This window comes from Streptomyces sp. 2A115 (assembly GCF_052245575.1).
Taxonomy (GTDB): Bacteria; Actinomycetota; Actinomycetes; order Streptomycetales; family Streptomycetaceae; genus Streptomyces.
In genome coordinates, this window is the sequence record NZ_JBQQCG010000029.1 from 92940 (window position 1) to 111365 (window position 18426).

At 70.2% G+C, this 18426-nt stretch carries 16 protein-coding genes; 8 read left to right on the forward strand and 8 right to left on the reverse strand.

Going from position 1 to position 18426, the window contains the following annotated elements:
• Positions 1-127 precede the first annotated feature (127 nt).
• Entirely contained in the window at positions 128-1192 is a 1065-nt protein-coding gene (locus ACTWQR_RS25005) for an LLM class F420-dependent oxidoreductase (RefSeq protein ID WP_443229391.1), read from the forward strand.
• A gap of 225 nt (positions 1193-1417) precedes the next feature.
• Positions 1418-2203: a ferritin-like domain-containing protein gene (locus ACTWQR_RS25010; RefSeq protein ID WP_443229392.1), complete on the forward strand. Its 786-nt coding sequence runs from the start codon at positions 1418-1420 to the stop codon at positions 2201-2203.
• Positions 2204-2269: 66 nt separating this feature from the next.
• Here the strand turns inward: ACTWQR_RS25010 and corA are convergent, their stop codons facing one another.
• Positions 2270-3268 (reverse strand): magnesium/cobalt transporter CorA, encoded by a 999-nt coding sequence (gene corA, locus ACTWQR_RS25015; protein WP_443229393.1) that lies wholly within the window; start codon positions 3266-3268, stop codon positions 2270-2272.
• 341 nt (positions 3269-3609) lie between these two features.
• On the opposite strand from corA, the gene ACTWQR_RS25020 reads away from it, so the two are divergent.
• The 4 genes from ACTWQR_RS25020 (at position 3610) to mshC (ending at position 7095) form a co-directional block, all read left to right on the forward strand.
• Entirely contained in the window at positions 3610-4296 is a 687-nt protein-coding gene (locus ACTWQR_RS25020) for a histidine phosphatase family protein (protein WP_443229394.1), read from the forward strand.
• Between the two features lie 99 nt (positions 4297-4395).
• Positions 4396-4986 (forward strand): DUF3090 domain-containing protein, encoded by a 591-nt coding sequence (locus ACTWQR_RS25025; protein WP_443229395.1) that lies wholly within the window; start codon positions 4396-4398, stop codon positions 4984-4986.
• Positions 4950-5765: an SCO1664 family protein gene (locus ACTWQR_RS25030; protein WP_443229396.1), complete on the forward strand. Its 816-nt coding sequence runs from the start codon at positions 4950-4952 to the stop codon at positions 5763-5765. The genes ACTWQR_RS25025 and ACTWQR_RS25030 overlap by 37 nt, the downstream gene beginning before the upstream one ends.
• 100 nt (positions 5766-5865) lie before the next feature.
• Positions 5866-7095 carry a cysteine--1-D-myo-inosityl 2-amino-2-deoxy-alpha-D-glucopyranoside ligase gene (gene mshC, locus ACTWQR_RS25035; protein ID WP_443229397.1) on the forward strand — a complete coding sequence of 410 codons (1230 nt, stop codon included), beginning with the start codon at positions 5866-5868 and terminating at the stop codon, positions 7093-7095.
• A 101-nt stretch (positions 7096-7196) separates the two neighbouring features.
• On the opposite strand, the gene ACTWQR_RS25040 is transcribed toward mshC, so the two are convergent.
• Entirely contained in the window at positions 7197-7886 is a 690-nt protein-coding gene (locus tag ACTWQR_RS25040; protein ID WP_443229398.1) for a hypothetical protein, read from the reverse strand.
• Positions 7887-7930: 44 nt separating this feature from the next.
• Positions 7931-9676: a S8 family peptidase gene (locus ACTWQR_RS25045; protein WP_443229399.1), complete on the reverse strand. Its 1746-nt coding sequence runs from the start codon at positions 9674-9676 to the stop codon at positions 7931-7933.
• Positions 9677-10067: 391 nt separating this feature from the next.
• Here ACTWQR_RS25045 and ACTWQR_RS25050 point away from each other — a divergent pair, with 391 nt between their 5' ends.
• A complete protein-coding gene (locus ACTWQR_RS25050) occupies positions 10068-11057 on the forward strand; it encodes an SMP-30/gluconolactonase/LRE family protein (protein WP_443229400.1) in 990 nt (329 codons plus the stop codon).
• A gap of 62 nt (positions 11058-11119) precedes the next feature.
• Here the strand turns inward: ACTWQR_RS25050 and ACTWQR_RS25055 are convergent, their stop codons facing one another.
• The gene (locus ACTWQR_RS25055; RefSeq protein ID WP_443229401.1) at positions 11120-12169 is read right to left on the reverse strand and encodes a PAC2 family protein; all 1050 of its coding nucleotides are present in this window, start codon (positions 12167-12169) and stop codon (positions 11120-11122) included.
• 628 nt (positions 12170-12797) lie between these two features.
• On the reverse strand, positions 12798-13469 hold the full coding sequence (locus ACTWQR_RS25060; protein ID WP_443229402.1) for a FadR/GntR family transcriptional regulator: 672 nt from the start codon (positions 13467-13469) through the stop codon (positions 12798-12800).
• Positions 13470-13692: 223 nt separating this feature from the next.
• On the opposite strand from ACTWQR_RS25060, the gene ACTWQR_RS25065 reads away from it, so the two are divergent.
• Positions 13693-14286, forward strand: coding sequence for a hypothetical protein (locus tag ACTWQR_RS25065; RefSeq protein WP_443229403.1), 594 nt, complete (start codon positions 13693-13695; stop codon positions 14284-14286).
• A 26-nt stretch (positions 14287-14312) separates the two neighbouring features.
• On the opposite strand, the gene ACTWQR_RS25070 is transcribed toward ACTWQR_RS25065, so the two are convergent.
• From ACTWQR_RS25070 to ACTWQR_RS25080, 3 genes are all read right to left on the reverse strand, one after another.
• Entirely contained in the window at positions 14313-15938 is a 1626-nt protein-coding gene (locus tag ACTWQR_RS25070) for an FAD-dependent oxidoreductase (protein ID WP_443229404.1), read from the reverse strand.
• Positions 15939-15944: 6 nt separating this feature from the next.
• Entirely contained in the window at positions 15945-17513 is a 1569-nt protein-coding gene (gene glpK, locus ACTWQR_RS25075; protein ID WP_443229405.1) for a glycerol kinase GlpK, read from the reverse strand.
• Between the two features lie 122 nt (positions 17514-17635).
• A complete protein-coding gene (locus tag ACTWQR_RS25080) occupies positions 17636-18424 on the reverse strand; it encodes an MIP/aquaporin family protein (RefSeq protein WP_443229406.1) in 789 nt (262 codons plus the stop codon).
• Positions 18425-18426 lie beyond the last annotated feature (2 nt).

Below are 18426 nucleotides of genomic sequence, written 5' to 3' on the forward strand. Positions count from 1 at the left end.
AGTCGGAACGTGGGGGCCCTGTGGACAACCAGGATCGCGTCAGCCCGAACTCGTCACTGCCGCTGTGCCCATCCGCGCGCTAGGGTTCGCCGCAAGGGACGTTACTGATCAGTAAGGGGATTCGGCCATGCAGCTCGGGATCAACCTCGGCTACTGGGGCGCCGGAATGGACGCCGACAATCTCGCCGTGGCCAAGGAGGCCGACCGCCTGGGCTACGCGGTCTGCTGGGCCGCCGAGGCATACGGATCGGACGCGGCCACCGTGCTGACATGGGTCGCCGCCCAGACCGAGCGCATCGACGTCGGCTCGGCCATCTTCCAGATTCCGGCCCGCCAGCCGGCGATGACCGCGATGACGGCCGCGACGCTCGACTCGCTCTCCGGCGGCCGCTTCCGCCTCGGTCTCGGCGTCTCCGGGCCGCAGGTCTCCGAGGGCTGGTACGGCGTCAAGTTCGACAAGCCGCTGGCCCGCACCCGTGAGTACGTCGAGATCGTGCGTAAGGCGATGACCCGCGAGCGCCTGTCGTACGAGGGCGAGCACTGGACGCTGCCGCTGCCGGGCGGGCCGGGCAAGCCGATCAAGCTGACCGTGCACCCGGAGCGCGAGCGCATCCCCCTCTACATCGCCGCGATCGGTCCGAAGAACCTGGAGCAGACCGGCGAGATCGCCGACGGTGCCCTGCTGATCTTCCCCTCGGCCGACCACCTCGAGGACACCGCGATCAAGCACCTGCGTGCGGGCCGCGAGAAGGCCGGCAAGACCATGGACGGCTTCGACGTCTGCCCGACGCTGCCGCTGGCGCTGGGCCCCAAGGAAGGGGACAGGGACGTATCCGCCCTGGCCGACAACTTCCGCCCCTACACCGCGCTCTACGTGGGCGGCATGGGCAGCCGCAAGCAGAACTTCTACAACCAGCTCGCGCAGCGCATGGGCTACGAGAAGGAGGCCGCCGAGATCCAGGACAAGTACCTGGCCGGCGACAAGAAGGGCGCGGCCGCCGCCATTCCCCAGCAGCTCATCGACCAGACCACGCTGCTCGGTTCCGTGGACCGCATCGCGGACCGGATGAAGGCCTACGCGGCCGCGGGGGTCACCACGCTGACGCTGGCCCCGGCGGGCTTCACACTGGACGAGCGGATCGCCTCGCTCCGGGCCGGTTCCGACGCCCTGGAGCGGGCCGGACTCGCGTAACACGGCGTACGACGGGCGGGAGAGGTTCTGCGGCCGTGGTGGGGGCTCGGGGGTCTTCCCCGCCACGGCCGTCACGGGGAACAACGCGCCACGGCCCCCTTGGTTACGCGCCTCACAGTCCCTCCGCGTCCTCCGTTCGGCGGATTTGTCCGACACAGATGTTGCCGCACCCCTGGTACCGCATTTGACTCGTTCTTTGCGGAGTCCTGCATGGAGGTGGCAGTCATGCTTTCGGCCAAGAGTCTTTTCCAGGAGATCCTCGACAACGACGACTCGTTCCAGCTCTTCTGCTCCATCGCCGCAAGCGGGGAGTCACAGGGAGGCTGGGAGAACGCGCGGATCGCGGCCCTCGTCCCGGACAGCGAACGCGCACTCGCACCCAAGATCACCCGGCACGGCGCGGACGAGGACAAGCACGGGCGGATCTTCAACGCCCTCCTGAAGAAGCGTGGACTGAAGCCGGTCGAAGTCCCGTCCGAGACCGACTACACGATGATCCTGGAGCGTCACGGCATCGGGCTCGCGCACGACAAACTCAAGAGCGACGAGCCGCTCACCGTGCAGGACATCGTCACGTACCTTTCCCACAGCAGGGTCACCGAGCAGCGTGCCGCGGACCAGATGGTCATGCTGCGCAAGGACTTCGGGGACCACCCGGAGATCGGCAAGGCCGTGCGGATGATCTCCAACGACGAGGACAACCACCTCGCCTACTGCCACGAGGAACTGCTGCGCTTCGCGTACGCGGGACACGGCCGCGCCATCCAGCGGACCCTGCGCGAGTGCGCGCTAGCCGAGATCCGGATCTACCGGGACGTCAGTCTCGCCGTCATGGACCACATGGGTCGTATCCTCGGCTGGCCGAAGGCCAAGGCATCGGTGCTCGCCGCGGGCATCCACGCCGTGTACGCGTACGAGCGTCTCGTCGGCTGGCGGCGGATGGTCTCGCTGAAGATGCCGGAGCGGCGCGACGCCCTGGGCGGGCCGACGACGGAACCGGAGTTCGCATAGGCAGGCGCCACGCGCGCGTGGAGCATTCGTACGGGCACACACGCGTGGAGCGCGAAAAGCAGCCGCCTACAGCCAGCCGCGGTGCTTGAAGAGCCGGAACAGCAGGATCTCCAACACGGCCATCACGAGCACCACCGTCGGGTAGCCCCACAGCCAGTGCAGCTCCGGCATGTGGTCGAAGTTCATGCCGTAGATCCCCGCGATCATCGTGGGGACCGCGGCCATGGCCGCCCACGCTGAGATCTTCCGCATGTCGTCGTTCTGCCGCACGCTGATCTGCGCCAGATGCGCCGACAGGACGTCCGAGACCAGCCGGTCCAGGCCTTCCACGGACTCGTTCACCCGGGTCAGGTGGTCGCTGACGTCACGGAAGAACGGCTGGGCCTTGTTGTCGACGAACGGCACGCCGGGGCTGTAGACACCCGAGCCGGCGAGCCGGATCAGCGGGGCGCCCAGCGGGCCCGTGGCCCTGCGGAACTCCAGGATCTGCCGTTTGAAGGTGTAGATCCGGGACGCGGTGTGCCGTGAGCCGCCGCTGTCCGGCGAGAAGACCTCCGCCTCCGCCTCCTCCAGGTCGTTCTGGAGCTCGGTCACCACCTCCAGGTAGTGGTCGACCGTGGCGTCGGCGATGGAGTAGAGCGCCGCCGTCGGGCCCAGGCGCAGCATCTCCGGATCCTGCTCCAGGCGGCGCCGCACGGCCGTGAGGGGCGAGCCCTCGCCGTGCCGCACGGTCACCACGAAGGAGTCGCCGAGGAAGATCATGAGCTCCCCGGAGGAGACGGTGTCGCTGTCCGGTTCGTACGTCACGGGCTTGAGGACCGCGAACAGGGAGTCGTCGTACACCTCGAGCTTGGGCCGCTGGTGTGCCTTGAGGGCGTCCTCGACGGCCAGTGGATGCAGACCGAACTCCTCGGTGACGAGGTCGAACTCCTTCCCCGTGGGTTCGTACAGTCCGATCCACACGAACGCGTCCACCGAGGTACGTGCCTCGTCCAGGGCGTCGGAGAGGTCGGAGGGACCCTCCGTCCGGTGTCCGTCGCGGTAGATGGCACAGTCGACGATCACGGAGCGTATTCTCCCGTCGCTCGGGCCGTGACGCACTCCGGCCACCGCCCAGGCCCTGTCGCCGCACGCCCGGCTGCCCCGCGACGACACCCCCTCGGGCCCTTCTGATGGATCTCCGCGGCGTCGCGACGCCCGGCACGCTCCCCCACAGCCTTAAGGACGTGGGAGGTGGCCCCACTCGCCGCACCGCGCGAAAGCCCAAGTAGCTCCTCCACCACGCTCGGCGTCGCTCGCGCGGGGGGACCCCCATCGAGGACTTCCGCCCGGCACGACGAGAGCACGCACCGAACGCCGCTCCTTTTCCCACGGAGATCCATCAGAAGGGCCCTAGGCTGGGCCGCATGCCCACCTTGATCCTTGTCCGGCACGGACGTTCCACCGCCAACACCGCGGGACTGCTCGCCGGGTGGACACCCGGTGTCGCCCTCGACGAGCGCGGGGCCGCGCAGGCCGCCGCGCTGCCCGCGCGTCTCGCCGAACTGCCGATCTCCGAGGTCGTCACCAGCCCACTGCAGCGCTGCCAGGAAACGATTCAGCCGCTCCTCGACGCCCGGCCCGAACTGCGCCCGCACACCGACGAGCGCATCGGTGAGTGCCACTACGGAGACTGGTCCGGCCGCAAACTCGCCGAGCTGATGGACGAGCCGCTGATGGAGGTCGTCCAGGCGCATCCGTCCGCCGCCGCGTTCCCCGGAGGGGAGTCGATGCGGGCCATGCAGACGCGGGCCGCCGAGGCGGTGCGCGAGTGGAACGCGCGCGTGGAGCGCGATCACGGCGGCGACGCCGTATACCTCATGTGCTCGCACGGCGATGTCATCAAGTCCCTCGTCGCGGACGCGCTCGGACTTCATCTGGACCTCTTCCAGCGGATCTCCGTAGAACCGTGTTCCATCACCGCGATCCGTTACACCCGGCTGCGGCCCTTTCTCGTACGCCTCGGGGACACCGGCGATTTCGCGTCCCTCGCGCCGCGCGAGGAGCCCCCCGGCGAGGACGCCACGGTCGGGGGCAGTGCGGGCGCACCGTGATCGTCGGCCGCAGTAGGGTGAAGCGGTCGAAGCAGCGCAGTAGTTGTCAGCAGCAGACGCGAGTCATGGCGGATGCAATCGATCCAATGGAGACAGGACGTGTCCCGTCAGGTGTTCCTCTACGACCCACCGGACCGTTTCGTGGCCGGTACGGTCGGACTGCCCGGGCGCCGGACCTTCTTCCTGCAGGCCATCGCCGGCCCCCGGGTGACCAGCGTGGCCCTGGAGAAGACGCAGGTGGCGGCACTCGCCGAGCGGATGGAAGAGCTTCTCGACGAGGTCGTGCGGCGTACCGGGGGCAGCGCTCCCGTTCCGGCGATGGCCCCGGCGGAGGTCTCCGACACCGACCCTCTCGACACCCCCGTGGAGGAGGAGTTCCGGGTCGGCACCATGGCGCTCGCCTGGGACGGTGACGAGCAGCGCATGATCGTCGAGGCGCAGGCGCTCGTGGAGCTGGACGCCGACTCGGAGGAGGACCTCGCGGCCGCCGAGGAAAGGCTCCTGCAGGACGAGGAGAACGGACCGCCGATGCTGCGGGTCCGCCTCACCGGCGCGCAGGCCCGCGCCTTCGCCAAGCGCGCCCTCGACGTCGTCAACGCCGGCCGGCCGCCCTGCCCGCTGTGCAGTCTCCCGCTCGACCCGGAAGGACACGTATGTCCGCGCCAGAACGGATACCGCCGCGAAGCGTGACCAACGCCGAGCTGCTCACCGAGGGCGAGCTGACGGTGCGCGGACAGATCCGCGAGGCCTCCAACGCGGTGCTGCTCTGCGACGTGTCGTACGAGGGGCGGAAGTCGTCCTGCGTCTACAAGCCGGTCGCCGGTGAGCGACCGCTGTGGGATTTCCCCGACGGCACGCTGGCGCAGCGGGAGGTCGCGGCGTACGAGGTGTCCGAGGCGACCGGCTGGGGGCTCGTCCCGACGACGGTCCTGCGCGACGGCCCGTACGGCGAGGGCATGTGCCAGCTGTGGATCGAGCCGATGCCCGACGGCGCGGAGCTGCTCGCGCTGGTCGACGGCGAGGAGCCCGGTGAGGGCTGGAAGGCCGTCGCGTTCGCCGAGGTCGGCGAGGGGCGGACGGCGCTGCTCGTGCACGCCGACGACGAGCGGCTGCGCCGGATGGCGGTGCTCGACGCGGTGATCAACAACGCGGACCGCAAGGGCGGGCATCTGCTGCCGGCACCCGAGGGCCGGCTCTACGGGATCGACCACGGGGTCACCTTCAACGTCGAGAACAAGCTGCGGACCCTGCTGTGGGGCTGGGCGGGGGAGAAGCTCACCCCCGAGGCGCTAGGGGTCCTGGAAGGCCTCAGGGACGCCCTGGGCGGCGCGCTGGGCCTGCGGCTGGTGAAGCTGATCACGGAGGCCGAAGTGGACGCCACGCGCGCGCGTGTGGCCCGTCTGCTGCAGTCCGGACGGCACCCGGAGCCCTCGGGGGAGTGGCCCGCGATCCCCTGGCCGCCCGTATAGCGGGTGGAGCACACTTCGGTCGCGTATGCAATAGCGCCTTCCCGGCCGTAAGGCCTGGTCCGGTTCGTATACGGAACCTCCGTCCGGTTAGGCTCGAGACATGTATGCCTGGCCCGCTTCTGAGGTCCCCGCCCTGCCCGGCGAGGGCCGCGACCTCCGGATCCACGACACCGCGACCGGTGGTCTTGTCACTCTCGACCCCGGTCCCGTCGCCCGTATCTACGTCTGCGGGATCACTCCGTACGACGCGACCCACCTGGGTCACGCGGCGACCTACAACGCGTTCGACCTCGTGCAGCGCGTGTGGCTCGACACCAAGCGGCAGGTTCACTACGTCCAGAACGTGACGGACGTCGACGATCCGCTCCTGGAGCGCGCCGCGCGGGACAACGTCGACTGGGTCGGCCTCGCCGAGAAGGAGACCGCCCTCTTCCGCGAGGACATGACCGCCCTGCGGATGCTGCCGCCGCGGCACTACATCGGCGCCGTCGAGGCCATACCCGGGATCGTCCCGCTGGTCGAGCGGCTCCGGGACGCCGGGGCCGCGTACGAGCTCGAGGGCGATGTCTACTTCTCCGTCGAGGCGGACCCGCACTTCGGCCGGGTGTCCAACCTGGACGCCGCGGCGATGCGGCTGCTGTCCGCCGAGCGCGGCGGCGACCCGGACCGCCCGGGCAAGAAGAACCCACTCGACCCGATGCTGTGGATGGCCGCCCGCGAGGGCGAGCCGAGCTGGGACGGCGGTTCACTCGGGCAGGGCCGGCCCGGCTGGCACATCGAGTGCGTCGCGATCGCGCTCGACCACCTGGGCATGACCTTCGACGTGCAGGGCGGCGGCTCCGACCTCGCCTTCCCGCACCACGAGATGGGTGCCTCCCACGCGCAGGCGCTGACCGGCGAGTTCCCCATGGCCAAGGCGTACGTGCACGCCGGCATGGTGGCTCTCCACGGCGAGAAGATGTCCAAGTCCAAGGGCAACCTGGTCTTCGTGTCGACGCTCCGCCGCGACGGGGTCGACCCGGCGGCCATCCGGCTCGCGCTGCTCTCGCACCACTACCGGGCCGACTGGGAGTGGACCGACCAGGTGCTCCAGGACGCCCTCGCGCGCCTCGACCGCTGGCGGGCCGCCGTGTCGCGGCCCGACGGCCCGCCCGCCGAGGCACTCGTCGACGAGATCCGCGAGGCCCTCGCGAACGACCTGGACGCGCCGGCCGCGCTCGCGGCCGTCGACCGCTGGGCCGTGCGGCAACACACCGAGGGCGGTACGGACGAGGGCGCCCCCGGCGTCGTGTCGCGTGCCGTGGACGCCCTGTTGGGCGTGGCCCTGTGAGACAGCGGGACCTCCCCGGTACCTGAGAGAATCGGTACTTCACAGAATGGGGCGCTTCCTCCGCGCGGAGGAAGCGCCCCATCCGTTCGTTCACGTGCGAGTCAGAGCCTCTGGATCCGGACGCTCCGCAGGACGTTCGGAGACTGGGTGTCCCAGATGCCCACCACCTGGTGGCCGAACGCGAAGGCCTCCTGGATCTGGTCGTGAGCCTGCGGGGTCGGGTTGTTGAGGACCCGGAACTGGTTGTTGATGCGCAGGAAGATCTGCCTCGGCTGCCCCTGGAGCGGGTGGACGATGTCGATGTAGCCGTTCGCCACACCGGAGGTGAGTGCCTGCGCCGAGACCTGCTGGACCACCTGCTGGAGCGCGGCCTGCGAGACCTGCGCGAGCTGCTGCTGCGCCTGCTGCTCGACCTGCTGAGCCTGCTCGTCCTGCTGCTGTTGCTGGCCGAACTGCTGTTGCTGGCCGAACTGCTGTTGCTGCCGGCCGAGCTGCTGGAGCAGTTGCTGGTACGGCTGCTGCTGGCCGAGCTGCTGGAGCTGCTCGAGCGAACCGGGCATGCCCTGCTGGCCGAACGGCTGCTGTTGCTGGTACGGCTGCTGCTGGCCGAAGGGCTGCTGCATCTGCTGGCCGAACGGCTGCATCTGCTGGCTCGGCTGGCCCTGCTGACCTTGCGGTCCGAAAGGCTGCTGGCCCTGCTGGCCGTACGGCTGTTGCTGCTGATACGGCGAGGTGCCCGGGAACTGCTGTCCTTGCTGTCCCTGTTGGCTCATCTGCGGGGTGGTGCTCATGCGGGTGCCACCTTCCCTCAATGGTTGAGCAGTGGTTGGTCTCGTCAGCCCGTGACGACCAGGCCGACGATCTCGTCGTCCGAGAACCAGACGCGAACGTCGGGCCGTCCGCCCGCGAAAGCGGCGTGCACGGCCTGGCGGATCTCGGGCGACGGGTGGTTCAGACTCCGCCAGTCGCCGGCCACGAACAGCCGGAGCCTGGGCGGGAGTTCACGCGGATACGGCAGCAGCTCGTCCCAGTACCGCTCGGCCTGGCCCGAGCCGACCGCCTCCGGCAGCAGATGTGCGACCGCCGCCTTGATGTCGGGCCGGTTGCCGATCCGCTGCGACGCAGGCCGGCCCGGCGCGTCCTGCTGCGGGGAGCCCGTGACCCGCAGCACCTTGCGCGCCCGCTCCGGGGACATCGGCTCCTGGCCGGCCGCCTTGAGCATGCCTTGCAGCGCGGCCAGGGCGCCGACCACCACCGGGGAGGCGGAGGAGGTCCCGGAGAAGGTGTCCGTGAACCAGGCGATCTCCTCGGCGCCGCCCTGCAGATCGCCGGGCCGGTCCCAGAAGCCGCCGGTCGTGGTGACCTCGCGGCCCCAGCCCTGCGCGTCCACGCGCGCACCGTAGTTGGAGAACGCCAGGCGGGAGCGGTCCGGGCCGTGGTCGCGGCCGTGCGTGCCGGGCGGCGGAGCGCCCGCGCCGACCAGGATCGCGCCGGAGGACTGGTTGGACGGGTTGAAGGGGTTGCGCCACCACTCGGGGAACTCGTCGGGGCGGCGCTCGTACACCGCGTCGTCGAGCGACTCGCCGCCGTTGCCCGCGGCCTCCACCACGAGCACGCCCTTGGCGGTCGCGTACCGGATGGCCGCGAAGTCGTCCGGCCACCATTCCAGCGCGATGTAGCCTTGCTGGTCGTCGCGCACCTCGAAGTCCAGCCGCGGTCCCGGGCGGTGCAGTTCGATCAGGATGATGTCGCCCGTGTTCAGCCGCTCGGCCGCCGCGTGGATCGCGGCCGCGGTGCCGATGCCCTGGAAGGACGCGGCCGCGGTCACGGTGTCCGGCACGATGCCGGTGATCCCGTACTCGTTGCGGTCGCCGCCGATCACGCCGATGACGGCGGTGCCGTGATTGCGCCAGGCCAGGTCCTGGATCGGGGTGCCGACGACGACGCCCGCGAGCTTGGCGGCCAGATCCTCGTGGCCCAGCTGCCAGGCCCCCTCCACGTCGATCACGGTGACGCCCTGGCCGGACCCGCCGGGACGCTGCCAGGCCCAATGGGCGTCCACCCCCTCCGGCGCGGGACGCAGATAGCCCTGGCGGCTGGTGAAGTCGGGCGTGACCGGGGCGCCTTCCTTACGCTGCTTGTCGTCGGTGCGCTGGCCGACGGACCCCAGCGAGGCCGGCATGGCACCCGGCTTCACATACGCCGTGTCGATCTCCGGCAGTGCGGCGATCCGTGACCGCAGCTCCTGGGCTCGCGTGTCGACCCCGCGGACCCGGTAGAAGAGCTCGAGGTCCGGCAGCGTCTCGGCGCCCGAGCCCGGGGGCTGCGCCGCGGACTGCAACCGCTCCTCGCTGCCGAACAGCGGTTCCAGGGCGAGTTGTTCGTCGCTGAGGAACATGTTGAGCGCCGACACGTCGGCGCCGGCCGCCGAACGGATCCCCTCGGCCCCGGCACGCAGCCGGGCCTCGGGCCGTGCGACGACGATCAGCTCCTGCTCGGCTCCTCGATAGCTGAATCCCGCTCCGTCGGGCCCCGGCCCGGACGCTCCCGGGCCCTGCGCCGGCTGTACCTGGTCGGTCATCGCGTGCCGCTCCCTTCGGTCCGTGCGGGATGCTGAATCTGAAGTTGTGTGCCTCGATCTGTGTCGATCTGTGTCGAGTCGATCTGTGTCGAGCTGTGCCGATCCATTTCTGTTCTGTTTCCTCGGACCGCGCCTTCGGGGCACACCCTGCTCCTCCCGAGCCGACTCGTCCAGCCCCGAGTTGGTCAACTGCGTTTGAAAACAAGTTGAATGGGGAACCCTGTGCAATCCGTCCGGAAAACGATGTCACGCCACAATCCGGCCAGACGCTGTCGAGATGCTGTCGGTCAGCCACCGGGGGCTGTGGGGAAAGCCGGCATGTGATGGGCTGGCGGGGCCAGTTGACCGTTGGACCGGCCAACTACCGGTCCCTTCCAGGAAGGACACCAAAGTGGCACCCACGCACGGTTCCTTCGCACGTAGTCTCAGCCGCCGAAGAGTGCTCACGGCCGGTGCCGCGACCGCGGGCGCCGCGCTGCTCGGATCACCGGCCGGCGCGTCCGCACAGTCCGGAAAGCAGTCCGGAAACCCCTGGCCCACCACGATCCCGCTGCCCGACGGCTTCCGCCCGGAGGGCATCGCGATCGGCGGCGGCCCGTACGCCTACCTGGGGTCGCTCGGCAACGGCTCGATCTACCGAGCCGATCTGCGAACCGGACAGGGCGGCATCATTTCGGCAGGCCCCGGTACACCGTCCGTCGGGCTCAAACTCGACGACCGGGGGCGGCTGTTCGTCGCGGGGCGCGGTGAGGGTGCGCGAGTGGTGGACGTACGCTCGGGCGCGATTCTCGCCTCGTACGTACTGGCCACCGGAACTCCGACCTTCGCCAACGACGTGCTCCTGACCCGCCGCGCGGCCTGGTTCACCGACTCGTACAGGCCCGCGCTCTACGCCCTGCCGCTGGGCCGCGATGGCGCGCTGCCCGGGCCGGGCGAGGTCGTACGGCTCACGCTGGGCGGTGACTGGAGCCAGGTGCCCGGCGAGGTCGTGAACGCCAACGGGATCGCGCCCACTCCGGACGGCTCGGCGCTCCTCGTCGTGCAGTCCGGCGTCGGCCTGTTGCACCGCGTCGACCCGAAGACCGGCGTGACCGAGGTGGTCGACCTCGGGGACGCGGCCCCGCTCACCAACGGCGACGGGCTGCTGCTGACCGGACGGACGCTGTACGTCGTGCAGAACCGGCAGAACGCGATCGATGTCTTCCGGGTCGCACCCGACGGGCGCAGCGGCACCTTCCTGCGGCGCCTGACCGCCCCGGGCTTCGACGTGCCGACCACTGTGGCCGCGTACCGGGACCGGCTCTATCTGCCCAACGCCCGCTTCACCACGACGCCGACACCGGAGACGACGTACTCCGTGGTGTCGGTGGAGAAGCACTGACGGGTGTCCGACGAATCAGCGAATCAGGGGCGGTGCGCGGCGTGTGCACCGCCTCTGGCGGTTCAGTCCTCCGACGGGTCGTCCGGAGCCGGGTCGTTCGGAGTCTGATCGTCCGGGGTCGGGTCGTTCGGAGCCGGATCGGCGTCGACATCCGAGGGATCGGACCGCTGCGGCTTCGGCGGCCGGGCGCGGCCGCCCGGGTTGTCACGGAGGTACGTGGCCGGGTCGCCGCTCTCCGTGGCGTGGCCGCCGGGCGGAGTCGCCGGACCGCCGCCGTCCCGTCTGCGCAGATAGCGCTCGAACTCGCGGGCGATCGCGTCACCGGACGCCTCGGGCAGCTCGGCGGTGTCCCGGGCCTCCTCCAGCGTCTGCACGTACTCGGCGACCTCGCTGTCCTCGGCCGCCAACTGGTCGACGCCCAGCTGCCAGGCCCGCGCGTCCTCGGGCAGCTCGCCCAGCGGGATCCGCATGTCGATGAGGTCCTCCAGGCGGTTCAGGAGGGCCAGCGTCGCCTTCGGGTTCGGCGGCTGCGAGACGTAGTGCGGGACGGCCGCCCACAGCGACACCGCTGGTACGCCCGCGTGCGTGCACGCCTCCTGGAGGATGCCGACGATGCCCGTGGGGCCCTCGTACTTGGTCTCCTCCAGGTCCATGGTGCGGGCCAGGTCCGAGTCGGACGTGACTCCGCTGACCGGGACCGGCCGCGTGTGCGGGGTGTCACCGAGCAGGGCGCCCAGGATCACCACCAGCTCCACGCCCAGCTCATGCGCGAAGCCCAGGATCTCGTTGCAGAACGAGCGCCAGCGCATCGACGGCTCGATGCCCCGCACCAGCACCAGGTCGCGCGGCTTGTCCCCGCCGACCCGGACCACCGACAACCTTGTCGTCGGCCAGGTGATCTTGCGTACGCCGCCGTCCAGCCACACGGTGGGCCGGTTCACCTGGAAGTCGTAGTAGTCCTCGGCGTCGAGCGCCGCGAAGACCTCGCCCTTCCATTCCCTGTCCAGATGCGCGACCGCGGTGGAGGCGGCGTCGCCGGCGTCGTTCCAGCCCTCGAACGCGGCCACCATGACCGGGTCGACCAGCTCGGGAACCCCCTCGAGCTCGATCACCCAGCGCCTCCTTCCGACGTGCCCTCGCGTACGCCCCAACCTTACGGCTTGCGCGGGGGGCGCCCGCAGCCCCCTTGCGTGGGGGAGTGACCGGATGACTGCCCCGTTCGCCACCTCGGAACACCCCGCAGTCATCCGAGCTGTCCCGGGCCGACCTCGACCGTGAGCTTGAGCCTTGTGGACAAGGTGGCGTTATACGTCGGATGACCGCCAGAGGTCCGGCGTCCCCGGCCGAGCGAGGGGAGGGGGCTAGCACGCAGGCGACCCTCACCGGCGGGGCCGCCGAGCAGGTCGGGGCGGTGCTGATCGGCATTCAAGGCTGCTTCGCCCAGCTCTGGGGTTCGACGCGGGTGTGGGGCGGGGAGGCCGCCGGCGACTTCTTCGGGCCCTGCGTCGTCGGTCTGATCCCCGCCTGCCGACGGGCCTGGCGATCGGTATCCGCCAGGCAGCCTGGAGCTGGTACACGGTCGCCCGCTGCTACCTCTCCTCCGGGCCGGCCTCCCCCGCGACGTCGTGATCTTCCTCGCGGACGCCCACGAACACCACGGCGTCCTGCGGCAGGTCGGCGCCTCCACCGGTTCCGCCACATCGAGTTGCGGCACCATCCGGCCTCACGTGGAACGGCAGTTCACAGTGTCGACCGCAGCCACTGCTCCACGCTCGCGATGTGCACCGTCGCCCACGAGCGCGCCGCCTCCGCGTCCCGGTCGCGCAGCGCGGTGAGGATCGCGCGGTGCTCGTGCAGGGTGCGGCTGACCGCGTCCTCCTGGGTCAGGCCGCGCCAGATGCGGGCGCGGGTCGTGGGCCCGGAGAGGCCGTCGAGGAGGGAGCAGAGCACCGAGTTGCCGGAGCTCTGCACGATGCCGCGGTGGAACTCCAGGTCGCAGGCGACGAGCTCCTCCACCGAGGGGGCGGTGCCCAGCGCGTCCAACTGGGCGGTCAGCGCGTCGACTTGCTGCTCGCTGATGCGCGAGGCGGCCATCGCCGTCGCGGCGGGTTCCAGGATGCGGCGCACCGCGAGGAATTCCAGGACCGTGTCGTCGCGGTGGAAGTCGACGACGAAACTCAGCGCCTCCAGGAGGAGCTGCGGGTCCAGGCTCGTGACGTACGTGCCGTCGCCCTGTCGGACGTCCAGGATGCGGATGAGGGACAGGGCCCGCACCGCCTCCCGCAGGGAGTTGCGGGACAGGCCCAGGTCGGCGGCGAGCTCGCTCTCCTTGGGAAGCCTGTCGCCGGGGCGCAGCGCGCCGGAGACGATCATGCCCTTGATCTTCTCGATCGCCTCATCGGTGACTGCCATGGCGGGCCTCCCTGTCGCTCAGACATCCGATGTCTGGGCTCATTATGCGGGCAAGAAGCACGTCAGAGCGCCGATGATACGGGGATCGGGTGCGCTGTACCGGTGCGCGGACCCGTCGCCCGTACGCGCCGGATCGTCACATCGTCCGCGTCCGAACGTCAAAGGGTATGTGGATACGGTGAGTTCGGGTGACGACCGAGGTTCGGACGGTGACAATCCGTCCATGGACACACTACGGGGCGGTGGGGGCGGACGGGACGAGTGGAGGCCACCGTCCGAAGTGCGCAACAACGTGCCGGACAGCACGGTCGAGTACCTCGTCATGGCCGGGCACATCCACGGCGACCTCGTCGTCAACCTGCCGCCCCCGCGTGAGCCCGCGGACAGCGCGGCCGAGGAGCTGGCCCGCGCCGTACGCGCCCAGTGGTCGGCCGAGGTGGCCGCCTGGGAACTCGGCGACACCGAGGCCCCGCTCGCGGTGCGCCGGCTCGCCCGCCGGCGCGCGTCGGCCGCGCACGACACCGGCCCGCGCCCCGTGCGCGGCGACCGGCTCGGTGACGTCGCGGACGCCCTGCCAGGGCTCGACGTGCGCCGGCTCCTCGTGCTCGGCGGCCCCGGCTCCGGCAAGTCGACCCTGCTCGCCATGACCGTCGTGCTGCTCGCCGGGCGGCACCTGGGCGACGTGACCGCCGCTGCACGTCCGCGACATCATGCCCGCGGATGTCGTCGAGGCCTTCGTCCGCTTCTCCGGCGGCCGCTGGCAGGGCTGAGGAACGTACGCCGAAGGGGCGGCTCCCCGCGTGGCAGCCGCCCCTAGACCAAGGCCGTACGCCTACCCCTCGCCTACTCCTTGTCGAGCAGGTCCTGCACCTTGTCCCGCACCTCGTCCGTCGCGAGCCCGCGGATCGTCAGCGTCGTACGGCGGCGCAGCACGTCGTCCGCCGTCTCGGCCCACTCGTTGTCGCGGGCGTAGACGACCTGCGCCCAGATCTCCGGGGCGTCCGGGTGGACGCGCTCGGCCAGCTCCGGGTTGTCGTTGGCGAGGCGCGCGATGTCGAAGGCGAGCGAGCCGTAGTGGGTGGCCAGGTGCCTGGCGGTGTCCGCCCCCATACGCGGGCCGGACGCCGCACCGTCGACCAGGAGCCGGTGGGCGACCGCGCGCGGGTTGGCGACACCCGGCAGCGGCAGCTTCTTCGGCAGCTCCGAGATGGGCTCGAAGTCCTCGCCGAGCGGATGACCCGGCAGCGCCTCCAGCTTCTTCATGACCGTACGGCCGATGTGCCGGAAGGTCGTCCACTTGCCGCCCGCGACGGACAGCATGCCGCCCCGGCCTTCCGTGACGACCGTCTCCCGCTTGGCCTTCGACGTGTCGCCAGGTCCGCCGGGCAGCACCCGCAGCCCCGCGAAGGAGTACGTGATCAGGTCACGCGACAGCTGCTGGTCGCGGATCGAGAACGCGGCCTCGTCCAGGATCTGGGCTATGTCCTTCTCGTTGACCGCGACGTCCGCCGGGTCGCCCTCGTACTCCTCGTCGGTCGTGCCGAGCAGCAGCATGTCCTCCCACGGGAGGGCGAAGGTGATGCGGTACTTGTCGATGGGGGTCGCCAGCGCCGCCTTCCAGGGCGAGGTGCGCTTGAGGACCAGGTGCGCGCCCTTCGACAGGCGGATCGACGGAGCCGCGTCGGGGTTCTCCATCTTGCGCAGGTGGTCGATCCAGGGGCCGGTGGCGTTGAGGACGAGGCGCGCGTTCACGCCGAACTCCTCGCCGTTCGTGCGGTCCTTGAGGTCCGCGCCGGTGACCCGGCCCTTGGTGAAGCGCAGCCCTGTGACCTCGGCGTGGTTCAGCACGACGGCACCCGACGCGACGGCCGCGCGGACCGTCATCAGGGCCATCCGGGAGTCGTTCATCTGGTCGTCGCCGTAGACGGCCACGGCCTTGAGGTTGTCCGTACGCAGCTCGGGCACGTCCTGCGCCGCCTTCGACGGGCTCAGCAGATGCCCCACGCCGTCGCCGAACGCGGACAGCGCGGAGTAGGCGAAGACGCCCGCGCCGAGCTTCGCCGCGCCGTGCGGCCCGCCCTTGTACACGGGGAGGTAGAACGTGAGCGGATTCGCCAGGTGGGGGGCCACCTGGCGGGAGACCGCACGGCGCTCGAAGTGGTTCTCCGCCACCAGCTTCACCGCGCCGGTCTGCAGATAGCGCAGACCGCCGTGGAGCAGCTTGGAGGAGGCGGAGGAGGTCGCGCCGGCGAAGTCGCCGGCGTCGACCAGGGCCACCCGCAGGCCCGACTGTGCGGCATGCCAGGCGGTGGAGATGCCCAGAATCCCGCCACCGATCACCAGGAGGTCGTATGTCGCCTTGGACAGCTGCTCCCGGGTCTCGGCGCGGCTCACTGCTTTCGAATAGAACGCAGCTGAGCCGTTGGCCGGGCGCGTCCCGAGAGCCGGGACACTCTGCAGGGTGGTCATTGCGTCTTACTCCTCGTCAGAGTTCTCATCGAGCCAGCCCATGGACCGCTCGACGGCCTTGAGCCAGCTCTTGTACTCACGGTCGCGGGTCTCCGCGGCCATGTTGGGGGTCCACTCGGCGGCCCGGCGCCAGTTGGCGCGCAGGTCTTCGGTGTTGGTCCAGAAGCCCACGGCGAGACCGGCGGCGTAGGCGGCGCCGAGGCAGGTGGTCTCGGCGACCATCGGGCGCACCACGGGGGCGTCCAGGACGTCGGCCAGGGTCTGCATCAGCAGGTTGTTGGAGGTCATGCCGCCGTCGACCTTGAGGGCCGTGAGCTCGACGCCGGAGTCCTTCGTCATGGCGTCGCTGATCTCACGGGTCTGCCAGGCGGTGGCCTCCAGGACGGCACGCGCGATGTGCGCCTTGGTGACGTACCGGGTCAGACCGGTGATCACACCGCGGGCGTCCGGGCGCCAGTACGGGGCGAACAGACCGGAGAACGCCGGGACGAAGTACGCGCCGCCGTTGTCGTCGACCGACGACGCGAGCGTCTCGATCTCGGCGGCGGACTTGATCAGGCCCATCTGGTCGCGCATCCACTGCACCAGCGCGCCGGTGACGGCGATCGAGCCTTCCAGGGCGTAGACCGGCTTCTGGTCGCCGATCTGATATCCGACGGTGGTCAGCAGGCCGCTGTACGAGTTGATGACCTTGTCGCCGGTGTTCATCAGCATGAATGTGCCGGTGCCGTACGTGGACTTGGCCTCGCCCTCGGCGAAACAGGTCTGGCCGAACAGTGCCGCCTGCTGGTCGCCGAGCGCCGAGGCGACCGGGATGCCGCCGAGCAGGTCGCCCAGCTTGCCGCCGGTGACCTCGCCGTACACCTCGGCGGATGAGCGGATCTCGGGGAGCATCGCCAGCGGGACGCCGATGGACTCGGCGATCTTCTCGTCCCACTGCATGGAGTGCAGGTTCATGAGGAGGGTGCGGGAGGCGTTGGTCACGTCGGTGACGTGCCGGCCGCCGTTGACACCGCCCGTCAGGTTCCAGATGACCCAGGAGTCCATGGTCCCGAAGAGGATGTCGCCGGCCTCGGCGCGCTCGCGCAGGCCCTCGACGTTGTCCAGCAGCCAGCGGGCCTTCGGGCCGGCGAAGTAGGAGGCCAGCGGGAGGCCGGTCTCGCGGCGGAAGCGGTCCTGGCCGACGTTGCGGCCGAGCTCCTTGCACAGTGCGTCGGTGCGGGTGTCCTGCCAGACGATGGCGTTGTGGACGGGCTCACCGGTGTTCTTGTCCCAGAGCAGCGTGGTCTCGCGCTGGTTGGTGATGCCGATGGCCTTGATGTCGTCGCGGGTGATGCCGGCCTTCTCGATGGCGCTGGCGACGACTTCCTGGACGTTGGTCCAGATCTCGGTGGCGTTGTGCTCGACCCAGCCCGGCTTCGGGAAGATCTGCTCGTGCTCCTTCTGGTCGACGGAGACGATGCGGCCGTCCCGGTCGAAGACGATGCAGCGGCTGGACGTGGTGCCCTGGTCGATGGCGGCGATGAAGGGTCCCGCGCCGTGGGAATGCGTTCCGGCGGTGTGCGCGTCGGTCACGGTGTGCTCCTGAAGGTCCGTGGGTGTCCGTGGATAAGGGGCTGGCTTACGGCGTATTGCTCTCGGCTCCGAGCCGATGTACCGCACTGGGCGGACTTACGGCTCCGAGCGGACGTACGGCTCTAAGCAAAAGCGACGTTGTAGATGCCTGCGGCGATCGCTCCGCCGATCAGCGGACCGGCGACCGGGATCCAGGCGTAGCTCCAGTCGGAACCACCCTTGTTGGGCAGGGGCAGCAGGGCGTGCACGATGCGCGGGCCGAGGTCACGGGCCGGGTTGATCGCGTATCCCGTCGGACCACCGAGCGAGAGGCCGATGCTGACGACCACGAGGGCGGTGATCAGCGCACCAAGGGTGCCGAGACCCTTGCCGCTGTCGTTCAGCCCCTGCGTGAGGATGGCGAGCACCAGCACCACCGTGCCGATGATCTCCGTGGCGAGGTTCTGCCACGCGATCCGGATCTCAGGACCTGTGGAGAAGATGCCGAGCACCGGGCCCGCCTGGGCCTCCCGCGCTTCCACGGACTTGGTGTCCTGCGCGCCCGGACCGCCGACGATCTCGCGGTCGGTGAGGTGCGCGTGGAACTGCCCGTAGTACGCGATCCACGTGAGCGCCGCGCCGATCATGGCGCCGAGGAGCTGGGCCGACCAGTAGGTCAGGACGTTGCTCCAGTCGTCGTCCTTGATCGCGATCGCGAGGGTGACGGCCGGGTTCAGGTGGGCGCCGGAGAGGGGCGCCGTGGTGTAGACGGCGGTGAGTACTGCGAAGCCCCACCCGAATGAGATGGCGAGCCACCCGGCGTTGCGCGCCTTGGAGGCCTTCAGCGTGACGGCGGCGCAGACACCGGCGCCGAGCAGGATGAGTATGGCGGTACCGATGGTCTCGCCGATGAAGATGTCGGAGCTGGACACCC